The 21,093-nt window shown below is 63.4% G+C and carries 6 protein-coding genes; 4 read left to right on the forward strand and 2 right to left on the reverse strand.

Annotation, left to right across the window (positions count from 1 at the left end; genetic code table 11):
• Positions 1 to 40 precede the first annotated feature (40 nt).
• Positions 41 to 2,458 (forward strand): TonB-dependent siderophore receptor, encoded by a 2,418-nt coding sequence (locus tag ABI582_RS02080; protein ID WP_442118259.1) that lies wholly within the window; start codon positions 41 to 43, stop codon positions 2,456 to 2,458.
• 162 nt (positions 2,459 to 2,620) lie between these two features.
• Here the strand turns inward: ABI582_RS02080 and ABI582_RS02085 are convergent, their stop codons facing one another.
• Entirely contained in the window at positions 2,621 to 13,447 is a 10,827-nt protein-coding gene (locus ABI582_RS02085; protein ID WP_442118260.1) for a peroxidase family protein, read from the reverse strand.
• Between the two features lie 545 nt (positions 13,448 to 13,992).
• Here ABI582_RS02085 and ABI582_RS02090 point away from each other — a divergent pair.
• The 3 genes from ABI582_RS02090 to ABI582_RS02100 are packed head-to-tail and all read left to right on the forward strand — an operon-like array spanning position 13,993 to position 18,406.
• Positions 13,993 to 15,729, forward strand: a complete 1,737-nt coding sequence (locus ABI582_RS02090) for a type I secretion system permease/ATPase (RefSeq protein WP_442118261.1) — start codon at positions 13,993 to 13,995, stop codon at positions 15,727 to 15,729.
• 6 nt (positions 15,730 to 15,735) lie between these two features.
• On the forward strand, positions 15,736 to 17,076 hold the full coding sequence (locus tag ABI582_RS02095; RefSeq protein WP_442118262.1) for an HlyD family type I secretion periplasmic adaptor subunit: 1,341 nt from the start codon (positions 15,736 to 15,738) through the stop codon (positions 17,074 to 17,076).
• A 1-nt stretch (position 17,077) separates the two neighbouring features.
• Positions 17,078 to 18,406: a TolC family outer membrane protein gene (locus ABI582_RS02100; RefSeq protein WP_442118263.1), complete on the forward strand. Its 1,329-nt coding sequence runs from the start codon at positions 17,078 to 17,080 to the stop codon at positions 18,404 to 18,406.
• A 189-nt stretch (positions 18,407 to 18,595) separates the two neighbouring features.
• On the opposite strand, the gene ABI582_RS02105 is transcribed toward ABI582_RS02100, so the two are convergent.
• Positions 18,596 to 21,025 (reverse strand): TonB-dependent siderophore receptor, encoded by a 2,430-nt coding sequence (locus tag ABI582_RS02105; RefSeq protein WP_442118264.1) that lies wholly within the window; start codon positions 21,023 to 21,025, stop codon positions 18,596 to 18,598.
• Positions 21,026 to 21,093 lie beyond the last annotated feature (68 nt).

Below are 21,093 nucleotides of genomic sequence, written 5' to 3' on the forward strand. Positions count from 1 at the left end.
CGGGTGCATGACCCGCTTGCCAACATAAGAGAAGCCCTCCATGAAAACGCATCATCCGCTCCGCCCGCTGGCGGCCGGTATCCGCAACGCCCTGCTGGTTTCAGCCCTGTTCGCCGCCACCCCTGCTCTGGCCGACAGCACGCCCCGCGAATACAACATCGGCCAGGGTGACCTGGGCCAGGCACTGACCCGCTTCGCGACCCAGGCAGGCATCGTGCTGTCGTTTGATCCCGCCTCCACCCAAGGCCGGAAAACGCCGGGGCTGGACGGTGTGTACGCAGTCGACGCAGGCCTGCAGGCGCTGTTGTCGGGCAGTGGCTTGCGAGTGATGCGGGAAAGTGACGATCGCTATTTCATCATCCCCGCAGGTGAAGAAACCGGTGCAATGGAGTTGTCGGCAACGCACGTGAACAGCGTCGGGCTTGGGGCGACTACCGAGGGGACCGGCTCGTACACCACGGGGGTGACCAGTACCGCAACCAAGATGAACCTGTCGATTCGCGAGACGCCGCAGAGCATCAGTGTCGTTACCCGCCAACAGATGGACGACCAACACTTGGCGAGCATCACAGATGTGCTGAAGCAGAACCCTGGCATCACCATGTCGCAGGACGGCGGCGAGCGCTTTCATATCTACTCGCGCGGCTCCGAAATCAGTACCTACCAGCTCGACGGGGTCAACACGGTTCAGGAGTACCTGACCCGCAACATGCCCAGCACGTTGATGGACATGGCCATCTTCGACCGTGTAGAGATCGTGCGAGGGGCCACTGGCCTGATGACCGGTGCAGGTGAACCCAACGGCGTGGTCAACATGGTACGCAAACGCCCCACTCGCGAGTTCCAGTCCTATGTACAGGCGGGGGTCGGCTCTTGGGACTATTACCGCGCCGAGGCTGATGTCTCGGGCCCTCTGGTCGAGAATGGAAAGCTGCGCGGTCGGCTGGTGGCCGCCAAGCAGACCAACCACAGCTTCATGGACTGGTACAGCCAGGACCGCGACCTGTTGTACGGTGTGCTTGAAGCTGACTTGTCTGACTCCACCACCGCGCGCCTGGGGGTGGACTACCAGACCTACAATGCCGACGGCGCCCCCGGTGTACCGTTGTTCTACAGCAACGGCCAGCCGACTGACTTTTCGCGTTCCACCAGCAGCGGCCCGCGCTGGATGTATGAAGACTACACCACCAAGAACTATTCCTTCGGCCTCGACCAGCAGCTTGCCAATGACTGGCAACTGAAACTGGCAGCGAACTACATGGATGTCGATCGCGATTCATTGTCGGCGTTCTACCGCACCGGTGCCGGTATCGCCACCCTTGATCAGGCCACAGGCAATGCCACGCTGGACCTGCTGGAGGTCGAAGCGCATCAGGTGCAGCGCGGCATGAACATCACCCTGCAGGGCCCTTTCGAACTGCTTGGACAATCCCATGAGCTGATCGTCGGGTTCGACTACCTGGACTACAGAAACAACCACCTGACCGGGTCGGCAGGGTCGCCCACATTCAACTTCTTCACCTGGGGCAATCGCATACCACAGCCCGGCAACTACACGCCCGTGCTGGATTACGACGTCAACATCCGTCAGACCGGGTACTTTGCTGCCACCCGGCTCAACTTCACCGACGATTGGCATCTGATCCTGGGGGCACGGACCACCAGCTACCGCTACGACGCCCACCAGGTGTCGCTACCCAGCGGTTTCGACAGGCCCTCCAACCTGCAGGAGCGTGGCGAAGTCGTGCCCTATGTGGGGCTGATCCATGACTTGACCGCTGAACAGTCTCTGTACGTCAGCTACACCGACATCTTCAAGCCGCAGACCGCCAGGGACCGTACCGGCAAGGTCCTTGACCCCGTCACTGGCAAAAATTATGAGTTGGGATGGAAAGGCGAGTTCTATGAAGGCCGATTGAATACCAGCGCTGCGATTTACCTGATCAAGCGAGACAACTTTGCAGAGGACGACACCGGTTTCCCGATACCTGGCGTGGCAAACTCAACGGCGTCGCGCGCGGTAAACGGGGCCGAAACCAAAGGTATCGACCTTGAGCTCTCTGGCGAAGTGGCCGACGGCTGGAACGTGCACACCGGGTACAGCCATTCACGCACGGAAAACGCCCAGGACACCCGCCTGACGCCACAGCTGCCGCTGGACACCTTCCGGTTGTGGAGCACCTATCGCATGCCGGGCGAATGGGAGCGCCTGACCTTGGGGGGTGGGGTGAACTGGAACGCCAAGCAGTCGCTGCTGACCACCCGCAACACACGTATCACCCAGGAAGACTATGCCGTAGCCAGCCTGATGGCACGCTACAAGCTCCGCGACAACATGGCCGCCACCTTGAATGTCGAGAACCTGTTCGACAAGAAGTACTACGCGGGCCTGGCGGGCAATTACGGTCATTACGGAGCGCCCCGAAACGCAACGTTGAACCTGCGCTACGACTTCTGATCAATGGACTGGGGCCGCTTTGCGGCCCTTTCGCGGCACAAGGCCGCTCCTACCGGGGGCGTGCGGGTTTCAATAACACGCTATCCCTGTAGGAGCGGCCTTGTGCCGCGAAAGGGCTGCAAGGCAGCCCCTGCATTTCAATGCAGCTTGTCTTTCAGACCCTCACCCCGCCAGGATGAAGTCTGCAGCAGTCACCGTGGTCGCATCCGCCACCCCCGCCAGGCGGATGGAGTCGGCAGCGCCGATGTGAACCAGCGTATCAGCGCCAACATCGGCGATGGTGACGCTGGCGGCGAAGGTCGCTGCGGTGATGTTGAGGGCGGTGATATCCAGCCGGTCTTGGCCACCCGCCGCAATGGCATCGAAGTTGATGACCAGGTCGTTGCCGAAGCCGGCCGCAAACTGGAAGACATCGTTGCCGTCAGTGGCCATCATCGTGTCGTTGCCGGCCCCCCCCACCACCGTGTCGTTGCCCGCCGCACCGTTGAGGAAGTCGTTACCGGCGCCCCCAATCAAGGTGTCGGTGCCGACGTCACCAAACAGCGTGTCGTTGCCATCGCCACCTTGCAGTGCGTCGTTGCCGTTGCCGCCGTCCAGGCTGTCATCACCAATGCCGCCCACCAGGGTGTCGTTGCCGGCATCCCCCAACAGCGTGTCATTGCCGTCGCCGCCATCGAGGCTGTCATCGCCACCCCCACCGTTCAGGCGATCGGCACCCAGGCCGCCGAACAACTGGTCGTTACCGGCGTCGCCATTGAGGGTGTCGTTGCCGGCGTTGCCGTTGAGGATGTCGTTGCCGCCGTCACCGGCGAGCGTGTCATTGCCCGCCGCGCCGTTGATGATGTTGGCCAGTCCATTACCGGTGCCGGTGAAGTTGCCTACACCGGTATACGTCAGGTTCTCGACGTTGGCGGCCATGGTGTAGCTGGCCAGCGTGGTACGCACCAGATCAGTTCCTGCGCCAGTGGCCTCGACCACAGTGTCCCCGGCATCATCCACCACATAGGTGTCGTTGCCCACGCCCCCCACCAGGCGGTCGGCACCCGCACCGCCGCTTAGCAGGTCGTTGCCGGCGCCGCCGGTGATGGTGTTGGCCAGCGCGTTACCCGTACCGGTAAAGCTGCTGCTGCCGGTGTAGGTCAGGTTTTCGACGTTGGCACCCAGGGTGTAGGTGGCCAGGCTGGTCTGCACCAGGTCGGTACCACCGTTCAGCGCCTCTGTCACCGTGTCACCGGCGTTGTCGACCACGAAGCTGTCGTTGCCGGCACCGCCATTCATGGCATCCGCGCCAAGCCCACCGTTGAGGGTATCGTTGCCATCGTCGCCATTGAGGACGTCCGGGTCGTCCCCGCCGTTGAGGATGTCGTTGCCAAGCCCGCCGAACAACTGGTCAGCGCCGCCCAGGCCATTGAGCGTATCGTTGCCGCCCAAGCCCGAAATCACGTCGTTGCCCGCCGTGCCGGTCAGGGTGTTGGCTGCGTTGGTGCCCACCAGTGTCACACCTGGCGGTACCACCACTGCGGCCGTCGCGGCGGAGGTCAACGACTCCAGGGTGCCGAAGCCGTCGGTGTAGCGCACGATCACCCGCAACTGCTGGTTGCCCTGGGCAAAGCCCGGAGTGAAGGTGGCGGCCGTGGCCCCGACAATGTTGCTGAAGATGCCGCCAGTGCCCTGCTGCCACTGGAAGCTGAAGGCACCGAGCCCGTCCAGGTCGACGATGCCACCCGTCAGCGCGGTCAGCGTCTGGCCCCGGTCTGGCGTGGTGTCACTGATCAACACTGCACCGGTCGGTGCATCGTTGACGTTGGCGACCGGGTCGAGGATGTCGGAGGCGACACTTTCGTGCACGCCGAAGTCATCCACATAGCTGACCACCACCCGCATGTTCTGCCCCACTTGCGCCTGGGTCAGGACAAAGGTGCTGCTGATGGCGCCAACAATGTTGACCCAGCCGACACCCCGGTTGGACTGCCACTGGAAGGTGAACTGCGGGTTGCTCAGGCCGTCGGCATCGACGATGGTTGCCGGGTTGGCGGTGAGCGTCTGGTTCTGCACCAGCAGCCCGGTCACGGTGGGGCCGGCACTCGGCGCGCTGTTCGGCGACGAGTCGACGATTTCCAGGGTGCCCTTGGCGTCCTGATACACCGCACGTACACGGATGCTCAGGCCAGCCACATCGTCCGTGACCCGGTAGGTGGCGCCCGTCGCCCGCTGGACCTCGCCTGCGGCGACAAAGGTGATGTCTTCATAGACTCCCGAACCCGGCAGGGTCTCGACTTGCCAGAAGTAGGCCACAGGGCCGTTGACCGCACCGGTCGTATTGGCCGCGCTGACGTTGTCCGCATCGTGCACCGCCAGCGGTGTCACGCGCAGCAGCTGGCCGCTGACCGGTGTGTCGTCACGCAGCCCGGTGGCAGCGTCGAGGATCGCCAGGTGCCCCGTGGGGCCAGCGTTGACGGCGGTACCCACGCCAGAGGCCTGGGAGCGGTCAGAGAACTGCAGCCGCTCGATGCCGGTCAGGTGGTCGACACCATCGCGCCCGGCCACCAGGTCGGTGACGATCACCGCATTGCCATCGACCACCACGCTGTAATCGGTGGCTACCCCCGAGAACACCGCCGTGTCGTAGTTGTCGGTGCCGTTGAGGATCTCCCGCACGATCACCAGCTGGCCTGGGTTGTAGGTGCCGTTGAGCATCAGCGGCACCATGGGCTCCATGCTGTCGTAGCTGGCGATTTCCGGGCCAGTGCCATCGAGGTTGGCGCGTACGCTGATGCGCACGTTCAGCCACTTGTCACCGTCAAGGATGTCGTCGCCGCCACGGCCTTCGATGAGGTCGCTGCCGCTGCCGCCGAGGATGATGTTGCCGCCATCGTAGAACGTTGCACCGGCGGCCAGCAGGCTGGACAGGCCGTTGATCAGGTTGATGTTGGTCAGCACGCTGCCAGTGGCACCCGCGGTGGGCAGCGAAGTGGCGTCTTCGTTGTCACCGCGCAGGAAGTCGCCATGGGCCGAGCCCGACAGGCCTTCCATGATATCGAAGCGGACCAGCGCCGAAGCGCCCGAGCCCGGTACTGGCGGCACGTCGAAGAAGCGGTCGGTGTAGTCGATGGTCACACCCTGGGCCAGGCCCTTGAAGGTGGCCCAGTCGTAGCCCGAGCCGCCGATGTAACGGTCGCCAAAGCCCAGGCTGCCGACCATGATGTCGTCGCCGCCTTCACCGTTGAACTTGTCGTTCTCGTTGCCGCCGATGAACACATCGTGGCCGATGATGGGGTCGTTGCCGAGCGGGTCGAAGTTGTCGCCAGGCGCACCGTCCGAGGTGCCCTTCTCGATCCAGTCGTCACCTTCGTTACCCATGTCCTGCTCGTTGGCCTTGCTGCCCAGGATAAAGTCGTTGCCCTGGCCGCCTATGGCTTCGGAGGCATCTTCACCGGTGACGATGAAGTCGTTGCCGAAACCGCCGATGATCAGGTTGACGCCATTGCCGCCGTGCAGCACGTCGTTGCCGTCGCCGCCCTGGATGTTGTCGTCACCGCCCATGTCGCTGATGATGTCGTCGCCGGCACCACCGCGCAGCTGGTCGTTGCCGTCCCCCCCCTCGATGCGGTCGTTGCCACCATCGCCCCAGACCGTGTCGTCGCCTTCGCTGGACACCAGGATATCGTCACCGTTGGTGCCTCCCAGGACGATGTGCTCGGCCCCGGCATAGCGGATGTAGTTGGTGTCCGGGCCAGCCGTCAGCGGGCTGTCGCGGAACACCACCTGCTCGCCGTTTTCGCCCAGTGGGTCGACGTTGCCCAGGCCTGCGTTGAACTGCTTGCTCTGGTCGACTTCCAGGTAGAAGCCCGGGTCGGAGAACACCAGGCCCGGCAGGTGGGTGGCGGAGGTGTTGGCCATGATCAGCTTGGCAAACGAGTTGCTCTCCAGCTCGGCGTTCATCGACAGACCGGAGGTGCGCTCCAGGTAGTAGAAGCGGTCGCCGTCCTGCAGTTTCTCCATCTGGTTTTCAAAGACGAAGTTGAAGGTGCTGCCGAGCATGCCGCCGAACGGGGTTTTCTCTTCGGCCAGGCCGCCGATCCACAGGTCAATGGCATCGACACCGGTGATGGTCACCGCCTTCAGGTCATCGGCGGTGCCCAGCACACCATCCTTGCCGGGCAGGGTTACATTCGCCCAGGTACCGCTGCTGTTGAGGAAGTCCAGGCGGTCAGCCGGCGCGCCATCGCCACCGAACACCAGGGCCATGGCCGCGTCGCGTTTTTCCAGCAGTGTGGTGGCCCCGGTGATGGTGCTATGGGTGCCATAAGCTGCAATGAAGTTGATCAGCGACTCGGGGTGTTTCAGGTGCTGCACCAAGTCTACCCAGCTGGTATACGGCTTGAGCTGGGTATCACCGGTTTGCCCGTAGATGTCGCGGCGCAGGGCGTTCAGCGAAGGGATGCCAACGTCGCGGCCACGGGCGATGTTGATCGCTGGCAGGTCCAGTGGCAGGCCAAGCAGGTTGTTGCGCAGCGCCTCGGTGACGAACTCGTCGATTTCGTTGCCACCCTGGCGGGTGACCCCGCGGACGATGGCGCTGGTGGCGTCCTCGGGGGTAACGCCACTGGCGGCATAGGCCAACGGGTTGAGGAACGCCGCGATCAGGCCCAGTTGTTGGTCAGGGTTGGCGCTGGCCGGGTCCTTGATGACGTTGAAGTCGATGTCGTAGCGATCGACAGTCTCGGTCAGCATCGAGTGGCCGAAGCGGTACACCGTGTGGGCGAACTCGGCCACGATTGACGCATCGAGGTCGACGTCGTACACCTGGGTCGGGGCAAAGAACAGGTCGACCCGTGGTTGCACGGTACGGGCGAACTCCTCGAACACCAAGTGCTGGTACTGCATCTCGGTACCGAACTTGGCCGCCTGGAACAGCCGCTCGCCGTTCCATACCAATGCGCCGATCTCGGCCGGGGTAACCGGCAATGCGGTTACCGGGTTGAGCAGCCATTCGTTGAGGAAGGCCAGGTCGTGCGAGTCGAGCACGGTGTCCATGGTCTGCGCCACCAGCCGGTTGTGCTCGGAGTGGAAGATCGCATGCACGGCTGTCAGGCCGATGTTCTCGTTGACCCGACCGTCGCCGGCGACGTAGTGCGCGTCCAGCAGTTCGTTGTCGTAGGCCAGGTTGGCCCCGGTCTGTGGGTTGACCGGCACAGCGTTGCCGGCAACGTTGTCGGCATCCGGCGCCAGCACCCCGCCACTGAACACGGGTACCGCGTTATGGGCAATGTCGGCGAGGAACTGGTGCCCCGTGCGCACGGCGTTGGTCAGGTCGAGCGGCGCCAGCGGGTTGCCTTCGACCTGTTGATCATCGGCAGTGCCGGCAATGCCGTCGAGGCCCTTCATCACCACCATCGGGTAGCCGTTCGGCCCCTTGATGAAGTTGCCGTAGGCGTCGGTTGCCAGCAGCGGCACGTTGTCGACGTCGGCATCGGTCAGGTTGATGCCAAGCACGTCGCGGGCCTGGGCCTTGAGTACTTTCCAGGTGGCCATGCCGCCGATTTCGGTGTCGTCGGCAGTGCCGAACTTGCCATCGGCGCCCAGGTCACGGTTGGTGATCAGCCGGCCAGTGGCAACGGGGCCGTCGTCGGTCAACATGTAGGCACGCAGGAACACCTGGTGCGACGGGTGCGAGCTATAGGTCTGGTTCTGGTCCACGAACGGCGTGGTGGTGTTGGTGTGTTCGTGAATGTCATCGGCGTTGCCGAGGATGCCATCCGGCCCAGGCAGGTTGGTGGCACGGGTCACCACCATGAAGTTGGTGAAACCACCCTCCACGTAGAGCGGGTCATCGGGTTGCAGCGGGATGTAGATGGTACCCGAACCACCCTTGGTAACCAGGTCCAGGCCATGGTCGAAGAACTGCCCGAAGAAGGTCATCCAGGCGTTGAACGGCGCGGATAGGCCGGCATCGGCAGCGGTGTTTTCGAACAGGTACACATCGTGGTCGTCGGTGGTGCCGAACTGGCCATCCATGCCCGGGCTGGCGACGATGCGCACGCCGTCCTTGAGCACGTCGTCGTTACCGGGCGTGCCAAAGTTGAGCACGCCATCGGCACCTGGGTCATACGCGGTGGCATAGGCTGCCGGGTTGTTGGAGGTCTGGTCGACGATCAGGTTACTGATGGTGCGCGGCTGCGAGTCGAACACCGGGCCGCTGGTCTGCTGGTACGAGGAGCCCGGAATGGCCGGCGAGCCAGGGCCGAAGAAGCCGGCCGGTGCACCTTCTGCCGGGTTGAACACCGGGTCGGTCAGGCGCGGGAAGACATTGTCGGCAGCACCGAACTGGGTGTTGTTGTTGCCGTTGAGGTTCATCAGGTTGTTGTTCGAGCCGTCGACTGCCCGCAGGCCCAAGGGTGCGCGGATGTTGGGGATCAGCGAGAGGATGTCCTGCCCGGCGGCATCGGCCTCGGCGATCTTGATCTGGTCGAGGATGAAGTTGAGGTCGGAGCGCACCATGTGCAGCCCCTCGCCCCCTGCCGTGGCATCCACGACCGGAGCGGCCGGCGTTGGCACCACCGGTGCGCCCGGCTGCACCACCGCCGTGGGGGCGGAATACAACACCTCGGTTGTGCCATGGGCGTCCTGGTAGATCGCCTTGACCCGCAGGCTCAGCCCGGCCAGGTCTGGCGACACCTTGAACGCGGTGCCATCGGCGCTCTGGAACGCCAGGTCACCGGCCGGTAGCAGGATGATGTCCTCGAACACACCACTGCCCGGGTCGGCCTCGAATTGCCAGTAGTACGACACTGAACGGTCGGCAAGCGTGCCTGCCGGGTTGCCCGCACTGATATTGTCGGCATCGAACACGCCCGCCACGCTCACCGTCAGCATATCGCCCACAGTGATCGCACCGCCGTTGCCATCGGTGACGGTCGGGCTGCCCGTGGGCTGCGCGTTCACGCCTGTCACCAGCACGCGCTGGCTGTCGGCGAACTGCAGGCGTTCGATGTGCAGCAGCGTATCGACGCCGTCGCGGCCAGCCACGGTATCGGTCACCGTCCACACATCATCCGCGACATCGGCCGTGCCTTTGGTGTTCTGGGTTACCACGTACTCGCTCTGCACCCCCGAATACACAGCCGTGTCGAAGGCCGCCCCGCCAGTGGAGGTGCCGGGCAGGATTTCCCGCACGGCTTTCAGCTGGCCAGGGTTGTAGGTGCGGTCGAGCATGAACGGGATCATGTCGACCATGCTGTCGAAGCTGGCGATCTCGGGCCCGGTGTGGTTGACGTCGCCCGGGGCGTACACGGCAATCCGCACGTTCAGCCATTTGTCGCCGTCGATCAGGTCATCGCCGCCACGGCCCTCGATCAGGTCGCTGCCATTGCCGCCGAGCATGATGTTACCGGTGGCAAAGCCTGTGGTAGGCAACCCGGCATCCGCCAGAAACTGCTGCAGCCCACGGATCAGCGCCACGTTGGTCAGCGCACTGCCGGTGGCGCCGCCATGGTTGAGGATGGTCACGGCATCGACGTCATCGCCCTTGAGCACATCGGCGTAGTTCGAACCGGACACCCCTTCGACCTCGGCAAAGCGGTCGAGGATGCTGGCCGGCGAAGCGCCGACCGGGTTGAATACCCCGGCGTTCTGGTTTGGCGCATTGCCGTGGGGCTGGGCCAGCGCTGCCAGGCTCAGGTCAACGGTAACGCCGACCTTGTCGTTCTTGTTGGTGATCCAGTCGAAGCCCGACATGCCGTCCATCTTGTCCTGGGCATCGCTGCCGACAAAGATGTCGTCGCCGCCCTCGCCGATCATTTCGTCAAAGCCACCGCCACCGACGAAGATGTCGTTGCCGACCACTTCGTCACCCAGCAGCGGCGCAAAGTTGTCACCAGGCGCACCGTCCTGGGTACCCTTCTCGATCCAGTCATCGCCCTCGTTGCCGGTGGGTGGCAGGTTGGTCTTGGCGCCGAGGATGAAGTCATCGCCCTGGCCACCAAAGGTGGTGGAAATGTCCTCGGTGGTGATAATGAAGTCCTGGCCGTCGCCCCCCAGGATCAGGTTGCCGGCCGCCAGCATGCTGCCGGCGACGATCACGTCGTTACCGGCGTTACCCTCCAGGCGGTTGTCGCCGAACGAATCGGTGATGATGTCATCGCCGGCTCCGCCCAGCACTGCGTCGTTGCCTGCGCCACCTTCGAGCACGTCGTCGCCGGCATCGCCGTAAACGGTATCGTCGCCATCGCCCGAAATGATGATGTCGTTGCCGGCCGTGCCGCCCAGCACCACATGGTCTTCACCGGTGTAGTGCAGGTAGTTGGCGTCGGGGCCCACGGTGTCGGGGTTGTCGCGAATCACCAACGGTACGATTTCTACCCCGTTTATCTCGATGCCCCCCGTCGGGTCGGCCTTGCCGTCGGCACCCAGCCCGGTGAACTGGTTGGCCTGGTTCACTTCCAGGGTAAAGGTAGGCGTGAGGAACACGGTGTTGGACAGGTGGGTAACGTCGGAGTTGAGCATGATCAGCTTGGCAAAGGAGTTGTTCTCCAGTTCCGTACCAAAGTTCATGCCCGCCGTACGCGACAAGTAGTAGAAACGGTCGCCGTTCTGCAGCGCTTCCAGTTGGGTCTCGAAGACGAAGTTGAAGCTGGAACCGAGCATGCCGCCGAAGGGCATTTTCTGCTCGGCCAGGCCGCCGACCCAGAAGTCGATGGCATCGACCCCGGTCACGGTCACGCCGGAAATGTCGTCGGCCGTGCCGGCGATGCCGTCTTTGCCCGCCAGCGTCACGTTGGCATAGGCGCCGGTGCCGTTGAGGAAGTCCAGGCGGTCGAGTGGTGAGCCGCTACCGCCAAGCACCAGCGCCACTGCGGCGGCGCGCTTGTCCGCTTCGGTGGTGGCTGCGGTTATGGTGGAGTGAGTACCGTAGGCCGCGATGAAGTTGATCAGCGATGCCGGGTGCTTGAGGTGGTCAGCAAAGTCGGCCCAGCTGATGTAGGGCTTGAGCTGGCTGTCACCGGTTGCCGCATAGAATTCGCGGCGCGCCTCGTTCAGGCTGGGGATACCGGTATCACGACCACGGGCTATGTTCAGCGCGGGCAGGTCCAGCGGCAGGCCGAGCAGGTTGTTGCGCAGGGCTTCGGTGACGAACTCATCGATTTCGTTGCCCAGCTGGCGGGTAACGCCGCGGATGATCGCACCGGCCGCTTCGTCGGCGGTGGCCCCGCTGCCAGCGAACGCCAGCGGGTTGAGGAAGGCGGCGATCAGGCCCAGTTGCTGGTCAGGGTTGTCGGGGTCGGCAGACACCGGGTTGAACGACGTGTCGAAGCGGTCGACGGTTTCGGTCAGCATCGAGTGGCCGAAGCGGTACACCACATGGGCGAACTCGGCGAGGATGGCCGGGTTGATCGACGTGTCGTAGCCGTTGGGGGCGAGGAACTCGTCGATCTGTGGCTGGATGGTGCGCGCGAACTCTTCGAACACCAAATGCTGGTACTGCATTTCGGTGCCGAACTTGGCCGCCTGGAACAGCCGCTCGCCGTCCCACACCAGCGCGGCGATGCCGGCAGGTGTGGTGGGGATGGCGGCAACGTCGTCGATCAGCCATTCGTTGAGGAACGCCAGGTCGCCTGCGGCCAGCAGGGTGTCCTTGGTCTGCTGCACCAGGCGGTTGTGCTCGGAGTGGAACACGTGGTGCACAGCGGTCAGGCCGATATTCTCGTTCACCCGACCGTCGCCAGCGATGTAGTGGGCGTCGAGCAGTTCGTTGTCGTAGGTCAGGTTGTTGCCGCCCGGGCCCACAGGCTGCGCGTTGCCAGTGGCGGCATCAGTGTCGGCCTGCAGCACGCCCGCCACTACCACGGGGGCGGCGTTGTGGGCGATGTCGTCCAGGAAACCATGCCCGGTGCTCACGGCATTGGCCAGGCTGATGGGCGCGGCGCGGTTGCCTTCGACCAGCTGGGTGACGTCATCGGCAGTGCCGGCAATGCCGTCGGCGCCGTTGTTCACGCGCATTACCACCTGCGGCATGCCGTTGGGCCCGCGCAGGAAGTTGCCGTAGGCATCGGTGGCCAGCAACGGCACGCTGTGCACGTCGGCATCGGTCAGGTTGATACCCAGCAGGTCACGGGCCTGGGCCTTGACCACCGCCCAGGTGGCCATGCCGCCGTTTCCGCTGTCGCCATCGTCGGCGGTGCCGAATTTGCCATCCGCGCCAAGGTCGCGGTTGGTGATCAGCCGGCCTGTGGCCACCGGGTCGCCTGCGCCATCGAGCGTGTACTCGCGCAAAAATACCTGGTGCGAGGGGTGCGAGCTGTAGGTCTGGCTCTGGTCAACAAACGGCGAGGTGGTGTTGGGCTGACTATCGTCGGCCGTGCCCACCACGCCATCGGCGCCCGCGGTGCGTACGGCCCGTGACAGCACCATGAAGTTGGTCGGGCTGCCGGCCACGTACAGCGGGTCATCCGGGCGCAGCGGTATGAACACGATGTCGGTGCTGCTCTTGGTGACCAGGTCCAGACCGTGGTCGAAGAACTGCCCGAAGAAGGTCATCCAGGCGTTGAAGCCCGCCGTCAGGCCTACGTCCGGCGAGACGTTGGGTATGAAGAACACCGGCTTGTCGTCGGCGGTGCCGAACACCCCGTCGATACCGGGGCTTATCACCGGGGCTGCGCCACCATTGGCTTCGACCGCCGCCGGGTTGTTGCCGGTCTGGTCGACGATCAGGTTGCTGATGGTGCGCGGTTGCGAATCGACGACGTTGCCAGTGCCCACGTAGTTGGCACGGTAGGAGGCATCAAGCAGGCGCAGGAATGAATTGTCGGCAGCGCCGAACTCGCTCTGCCCGGCCACCAGGTTGTTGTAGCTGCCATCGACGGTGCGCAGCCCGAACGGCACCTGGCTGTTGGGCAGCAGGTCGCTCAGGCTGGCGCCGTCAGCATGGGCTTCGGCGATGAAGATTTGTTTGAGAATGAATTCCAGGTCCGACTTGCTGAAATTGGCCATTGCAATTGCCCTCGATCTTTCGGGAGAAATCACAGGGCAACAGGGTCCTTCCCGCGCCCAGTCAGTGTTGACGTGCGCAGTATCTGGTTGGTGGTTATAGGCTCAGTGGCGCAGTTTTTGTGCGGGCGCCACAGCCTCATTGCTTGCAAGCCGGCCCCCACCGGTGGGGTAGGAAGCCCTGTTAACCGTGCGCAACAGGTGTAACGCACCTGTATCGACCCCAGCTCGCACAGGGCCCGAATACCTCAGACTAAAGTCGTAGAAAAAACTCTTGTCAATATCCCGTCAAAAAATTACTCGTCGATGATAATGCGATGCAACTAGCTGTTTTGTAGGCACTTATAAAAAGTTCAAAGATTTCATAGAGCAAAATGATATTACTGAATGTTTCGTTGCAACCTACGCTCCAGCATGTGGGAGCAACGCAGCGTTTTTGGACTATTCGCCATTAGAGCGACCTGCCTGCGAGCCAACCAAGAAGCCACAACTACCGTTGTACGGGGCGCCGCAAGGGCTTCCCGCCTTGTAACAAAGGGAGGCCTCCGATGCCCAAGCCACCACGCACCCGCTCCGAGCTGGCCGACGTGTTGTTTCGCCTGCGCCGCAGCTTCTACGCCTTGGCCGCTTTCAGCGGCGTGATAAACGTCATGATGTTGACGCCAGCGGTTTATATGCTGCAGGTGTATGACCGCGCATTGGTCAGCCGTAACATCACCACCCTGGGCATGCTCACCCTGCTGGTGGTCGGGTTGTTCCTGCTGATGTCAGCGCTGGAGATGACCCGTACCCGCGTGCTGATCCGGGTAGGCAACTGCCTGGACATGGCGCTCAACCGACGCATCTTCAGCGCCGCCTTCGAGCGCAACCTGAGCCGCGCCGGTGGCAACCCGGCCCAGGCCCTGCATGACCTGGCGCAGGTGCGGCAGTTTCTGACCGGCAACGGGCTGTTCGCCTTCTTCGATGCCCCCTGGACGCCGATCTACCTGGTGGTCTGCTACCTGATTCACCCCTGGCTCGGGCTGGTCACGACCATCGGCTCGTTGACCTTGGTAGGGCTGGCCTACCTCACTGAAAAGGCCACGCAAAAACCGTTGGCAGAAGCCAACCAGGCGTCACTGTCGTCAGCCAGCTACGCCAACAACAACCTGCGCAACGCCGAAGTGATCGAGGCCATGGGCATGCTGCCGTCAATCGGCAAGCGCTGGTACCAGGGCCACTTGCGCATTCTGCAGATGCAGACCCTGGCCTCCGACCGCGCGGCGCTGATCAGCAGCACCGGGCGCTTCGTGCGTATCACCTTGCAGTCGGTAATCCTGGGTACCGGCGCACTGTTGGCGATCGAAGGCAAGATCACCCCCGGCATGATGATCGCCTGCTCGATCCTGACCGGCCGGGCCCTGGGGCCGGTGGAACAGGTGATCGCCTCATGGAAACAGCTGCTGGGCTGCCGTCTGGCCTGGGGCCGGCTCAACGACCTGCTGCAGGACTACCCACAACGGCCACCGAGCATGTCGCTGCAACGGCCGATGGGCATGCTGGCAGTGGAAAACGTGATTGCCGGCGCCCCCGGCACCAATACCAGCATCGTGCGCGGGGTCAGCTTCAGCCTTGTCCCGGGTGAAAGCCTGGGCATCATCGGCCCTTCGGCCTCAGGCAAGTCCACCCTCGCCCGCCTGCTGGTGGGTGTGTGGCCGGCCCAGGCCGGCAAGGTACGCCTGGACGGCGCCGATATCTTCACCTGGAACAAGGCCGAACTGGGTCCCTGGCTGGGCTACCTGCCGCAGGACGTGGAACTGTTCGAGGGCACCATCGCCGAAAACATCGCGCGCTTTGCCGAAGTGGACAGCGATGCAGTGATCCGCGCCGCCCGCAGCAGCGGCGTGCACGACATGATCCTGCACTTCCCGCGGGGCTACGACACCCGCCTGACAGCCGACGGCACCCCGCTGTCCGGCGGCCAGAAGCAACGCATCGCCCTGGCCCGCGCGCTGTACGGCGAGCCCAACCTGGTGGTACTGGACGAGCCCAACGCCAACCTCGATGACGTCGGCGAGAAGGCTTTGGTCGATGCGTTGGCCGAGTTGAAAACGCGCGGTGCCACGGTGATCCTGATTTCCCACCGGCCCAATGTGCTGTGCGCCGTAGACAAGATACTGATGCTGCGCGACGGCACCGTGCACATGCTCGGCAGCCGTGACGAAGTGTTTGCGGCGCTGCGCAAGGCCAGCGTGATTCCAGCGGCCAATACGGCCCCTCTGGCTTCGGTAAAAACACGGGAGTAACCCATCATGCAACTGGCTCAACACTCCGAACTGATTGCCGCCGAAGCCAAAGACCTGATCGACCTGGACGCCGGCCGACCGGTACGCTGGGGCGTGTGGATGGTGATCGCCGGTTTTGGTGGTTTCCTGCTGTGGTCTTGCCTGGCGCCACTGGACGCGGGTGTGGTCGCCACCGGCACGGTCAAGGTCACCAGCAACCGCAAGGCGGTGCAGCACCTGAGCGGTGGCACGGTCGAGGCGATCCTGGTGCGCGAAGGCGATGTGGTTACAAAAGGCCAGGAGGTGGTACGCCTCGACGCATTGCGCGCCGTGGCCGAGCAAGGCGCGCTCAGTGCCCAGTACATCGTCAGCAAGACCGTGGAAAACCGCCTGGAAGCCGAACGCGATGGCCGCGATACGGTCACCTTCGACCCTGCCCTGCTCAAGCACTACGGCAATGACCCACGGCTGCTGGCGGCCATGGACCTGCAACAGCGCCTGCTCGACACCCGCCGCGCCGGCCTTGCCGGTGAATTGAGCATCCTTGAAGAAAACCTCGCGGCCTCGGCAGTGCAACTCAAAGGCCTGCAGCAGGTGTACGGCGCCCGCGCCTCGCAGATCGGCTTCCTCAGCCAGGAGTTGCAAGGCACCCGGGTGCTGGCCGCCGAGGGCTATGTACCGCGCAACCGCCTGCTGGAACTGGAGCGCAGCAACGCCGACCTGTCTGCCGGCCAGGCCGAAAACCTCAACAACATTGCCCGGGCCCGCAGCCAGGCCACCGAAATCAAGCTGCGCATGCTGCAGCGCCAGCACGACTACCTGAAGGAAGTGGAATCGCAACTGACCGACACCGCCAAGGAGAACACCACCCTGGCCGACCGTTTGCGTGCGCTGGACTACGAAGTGACCCACACGGTGATCCGCTCGCCGATCGACGGCATGGTCCAGGGCCTGAGCATTGCCACGGTCGGCGGCATCATCCAGCCCGGCGCCAAGATCATGGAGGTGGTGCCGCTCGACCAACCGCTGCAGGTGGACGCGATGATCCCGGTGCAGGCCATCGACAAGATGGTGCCGGGGCTGGCCGTGGACATCGCCTTCCCGGCCTTCAACCACGCGCAGACGCCAAACATTCCGGGGCGGGTGAAGACCATTTCCGCCGACCGCCTGCTCGACGAAGAAAGCAAGCAGCCGTTCTACCTGGCCCAGGTGGAAGTGACACCAGCCGGCATGGGCCTGCTGGGCAGCAACCACATCCGCCCCGGCATGCCCGCCACCGTCACCATCAAGACCGGCGAGCGCAACCTGCTCAGCTACCTGCTCAAACCCATGCTCGAACGCGTCGACGCCGCGTTCAAGGAGCAATGACATGAAACGCCCGTGCCTGATGTTGTGCCTGCTGGGGGTGGCCGTGCAGGCCAGTGCCATGGACCTGAAGCAAGCCTGGGACTTGCTGCAATACCAAGGCCCGATCTACCGCGCTGCGGTGCACGAAAAAGAAGCCGGCAGCGAAAACCGCGCCATTGGCGAGGCCGGCCTGCTGCCGCAGATCAACGCGTCGGCGTACTTCAACAGGGTAAATGGCAGCCAGCGGCAGAACGGCCTGGATAACCATCTGGACTATGACTCCAAGGGCGCCAATGTGCGCCTGCGCCAACCGCTGTTCAACAAACAGAAGATGGCCGAGTACCGCCAGGGCCAGCAACGGGCCGACTACAGCGTGGCGGTGTTCGACGCCAAGAGCCAGGACGCTGCGGTACGCCTGGCCGACGCCTACTTCGACGTACTGCTGGCCAGCGAAACCATCACCTTGGCCAAGGCCAAGCTGAACGCCTTCGAAGAGCAGCAGGCTTCGGCGAAACGGCGCAAGGAGCTGGGCGCCGGCACCATCACCGACGTCGATGAGTCGGTGGCCCGGCGCGACCTGGCCGAGGCCGACCTGATCGAAGCCCAGGACAACCTGGTCAACGCCCGCCGCAAGCTGGAGGAATACATTGGTGAAACCCCGCAGGCGCTGACCACCTTGCAGCCGGGCTTCAGCACGCCACCGCTGATGCCGGGCAACCTGCAGGACTGGCTGGTCAAAGCCCAGGCTGACAGCCCGCTGATTCACGCGCGCCGGCACAGCTACGAGCTGGCCGAAGAAGAAGTGAAACGTGCCCGCGCCGGGCACTACCCCACCCTGGATTTCGTGGCGGGCTATAACGCCGGCAGCAGCCAGTCGATTTCCGAGCTCAACCAGCGCAACCACTACAGCTCGATTGGCCTGGAGCTGAACATTCCGCTGTACAGCGGTGGCAGCACCAGCGCCCTGACTCGCCAGGCCAGCGCCAACAGTTCCAAGGCCCTGGATGAACTGGACGCCACCCGCCAGGAGGTAATTTCCGGCACCACCCGCGAGTACCGCGGCGTGCAGAGCGGCGCCTTGCGCATCCATGCGCTGGAAAAGGCCGTGGCCTCCAACGAGCGCTCGCTGACCTCGACCCGCAAGGGCTTCAAGGAAGGCGGTACCAGCACCAACTCGGATGTGCTCAATGCCGAGGAACTGCTGTACGACGCCCGCCATGATCTGTTCGAGGCGAAACTGAACTACCTGATGTCGCGGCTGCGCCTGGCCTCGTCAGTGGGTAGCCTGGGGGATGACGATATCCAGCAGGTCAACGATTACCTGGGCCCGGAACTGATGGTGAGCAACTGATGAATACCTGAACGCATGCGCCTGCAGGGTACCGGGGTGGGCGCGATCATCAGTGTCAGGACCACAGGTCTACGATAGATGCCAGCGATGCCTGCGAGGCGCTGCCGGGTTACAAGCCCCGTACCGGGTCAAGCGAAAACACACGGCGACCGGGTAACGATACCCCTGCGCTTCGGCACCGGACCTGTATCAGAAGTCAACCGTGGCCGACAGCTGCAGCGCCCTCGGGTAACCCGGCGATATCGCGCCGTACGAAGCCACGCCCGACCAGTACTCGCGGTCGAACACGTTCTGCACCGTCGCCCGGAACGTTGTAGGGTGGCCATCGATGCGGGTGGCGTAGCGCGCCCCCACATCGAACCGTGTCCAGGCATCGAGTTCCTGGGTGTTGGCCTGGTTGATGTACTGGCTGCCTGTGTAGATGGCACCACCGGTCAGCGTGACACCTTCAGCCCAAGGGGTATCCCACTCGGCCCACAGGTTGGCCTGTACATCTGGCACACCTACTGCCTCGTTGCCCTTGTTGGCGGCCGTGGCCGAATCGGTCAGCTTGCTGTCGAGCACAGTCATGCCACCCAGCAATCGGGTGCCCGGCGCAACCTCACCAAACATGCTCAGCTCGACGCCACGGTTACGTTGCTGTGCCTGCACCGAGAACTGGTTGCCCGCGCCCAGCTCACCGCTGGGTTTCTCTATCTGGAATACCGACAAGGTGGTCATGAACGTGTTGCGCTCGTACTTCACTCCCAGTTCGTGCTGCTTGGTCTTGTATGGCGCGAACGCTTCACCGGCATTGCTCGCCGTTGCCGGTGCGACATCACCTTTGCTCAGGCCTTCGACATAGTTGTAGTACAGCGAAATGTTTTCCCAAGGCTTGACCACTACGCCTACCACGGGGGTGGTTGCACTGTCTTTGTAGCGCGAGGTTATCGTACCCGTGGTGCTGTAGTTGCGTGACTCGATTTCCTGCCGACGCACTCCCAGCGTCAATTGCACGCGGTCGTCGAGTACGGACAAAGTGTCAGTCAGGGCAACGCCAGACAGTTCTGCCTCGGACACTCGGTCCACCTTTGGCGCAGCGATGTACTGTTTGGGCACATCTACCGGGTGGTAGATGTTCGAGCGTATTTCCGTGCCATTGTTGATGCCACGGGACAACTCATCCTGATACCGAGTGGCCATGGCGGTAATCGTATGGTTGATCGGCCCGGTTTCAAACAACCCACGCAGCCCGACGTCGGCGGTGGAGCGGTCGACGTTGAACTTGTAGTAACCGGGGATATTGCTAGTGTCACCCGCCGCGTTGAGGATCCGTGGAACCTGGTCAGACATTCGCGCCACGTCCGCCCGGCCGCCCCCGGCATGGGCGAACACTGTCAACGCATCGCTTACGTCATATTCACCACCCAGCAACGCTGACTGTTCAGTGGTTCTCGACCAACCCCAGTCCTGCGGCAGATTGGTACGGCCATTGGCGGCGGAAGGTATGCCGAAACCGGGGGCCACGGTGAAGGGGCGCGAAGCAGCATCCCACCGCTCTTCCTGGCTGATGAAGTCCAGGTTCAGGCGCAAGCGTTCACCTTGGTAGTCCAGGGCGATGGCGCCGATGTCCAGCGCACGTTGCTGGTCATCGATAGCCGTGTCGCCCTGGGCGAGGCTGCCGTTGAAACGCACGCCCCATTGCCGCTGGTCCCCGAAGCGGCGGCTGATGTCGAGGTGGCCACCCACCTGGGTGTCAGAGCTGTAGCTGGCGGTGACACGCGTCAAATCCTCGGCGAGCGCACGCTTGGGGACGATGTTGATCACGCCGCCAACGCCGCTGTTCGGGGAAATACCGTACATCAAGGCCCCCGGCCCCTTGAGCACCTCGACCCGCTCGGCATATTCGGTGAACACCCGGTAATTGGGGGCAACGCCGTACACACCGTCGAAGGCCAGCTCCCCCAGGTTGCCTTCACCCACCGGGAAACCGCGAATGAAAAACGAGTCGACGATGCCACCCGCCTGCCCGGTGGAGCGCACAGAGGGGTCACGCTCCAGGGCATCGGCCACAGTCACCGTCTGCAGGTCAGCCAGTGTTTTTGCGGTGTAGCTGGTGACGTTGAAGGGCGTATCCATCACGTCTTTGTTGCCAAGCATGCCTAGCCGCCCGCCGCGTGCAACCTGTCCGCCTGCGTAGGCCTCTGGCAGTGTTTCGTGGCGCATGCTGTTGGCGTCAATGGTCGTGGCGGCCAGCGTGAGGCCTTCATCACTGCTTGGCTGACGGATCAGTTGGTAACTGCCGTTGCTCAGTTCCACCAGCTCCAGGCCACTGCCGGCAAGCAACTGGGCGATACCTTCACGCGCCGAATAGGCACCTCTGAGCCCGGGGCTGTGCAGGCCATCGGTCAATGCCGGTTCAAACGACAGCGCAACGCCCGAGGCCAGCGCGAAACTGGACAACGCCCGCCCCAGAGGGCCCGGGGCAATTTCGTAAGTGCGCAGGGTCACGCTATCCAGGGGTTGCGCGACGGCGGGCAAAAGGTAGCCGGCCCCTGATACCAGAACTGCACCGAAGAGTGTGCTGCGTACCGCAACAGCTAACGCACGCTTAGGCGATGGGCAACTTGCAACAGGCATGACAGGCGGGTCCTTCTGGCTGGGAATGGAAGTGTTCATTCCTGTTGCCAGCCGAGACTGAAAAAAGT

The sequence above is a fragment of the Pseudomonas sp. SAS7 genome (assembly GCF_052112345.1).
Taxonomy (GTDB): domain Bacteria; phylum Pseudomonadota; class Gammaproteobacteria; order Pseudomonadales; family Pseudomonadaceae; genus Aquipseudomonas; species Aquipseudomonas putida_Q.

Excerpts from the sequence above, each read along its gene's own strand:
- ABI582_RS02090 (WP_442118261.1), top strand. The coding sequence starts at position 13,993 with ATGCCCAAGCCACCACGCACCCGCTCCGAGCTGGCCGACGTGTTGTTT.
- ABI582_RS02080 (WP_442118259.1), top strand. The coding sequence starts at position 41 with ATGAAAACGCATCATCCGCTCCGCCCGCTGGCGGCCGGTATCCGCAAC.
- ABI582_RS02100 (WP_442118263.1), top strand. The coding sequence starts at position 17,078 with ATGAAACGCCCGTGCCTGATGTTGTGCCTGCTGGGGGTGGCCGTGCAG.
- ABI582_RS02095 (WP_442118262.1), top strand. The coding sequence starts at position 15,736 with ATGCAACTGGCTCAACACTCCGAACTGATTGCCGCCGAAGCCAAAGAC.
- ABI582_RS02105 (WP_442118264.1), bottom strand. The coding sequence starts at position 21,025 with ATGCCTGTTGCAAGTTGCCCATCGCCTAAGCGTGCGTTAGCTGTTGCG.
- ABI582_RS02085 (WP_442118260.1), bottom strand. The coding sequence starts at position 13,447 with ATGGCCAATTTCAGCAAGTCGGACCTGGAATTCATTCTCAAACAAATC.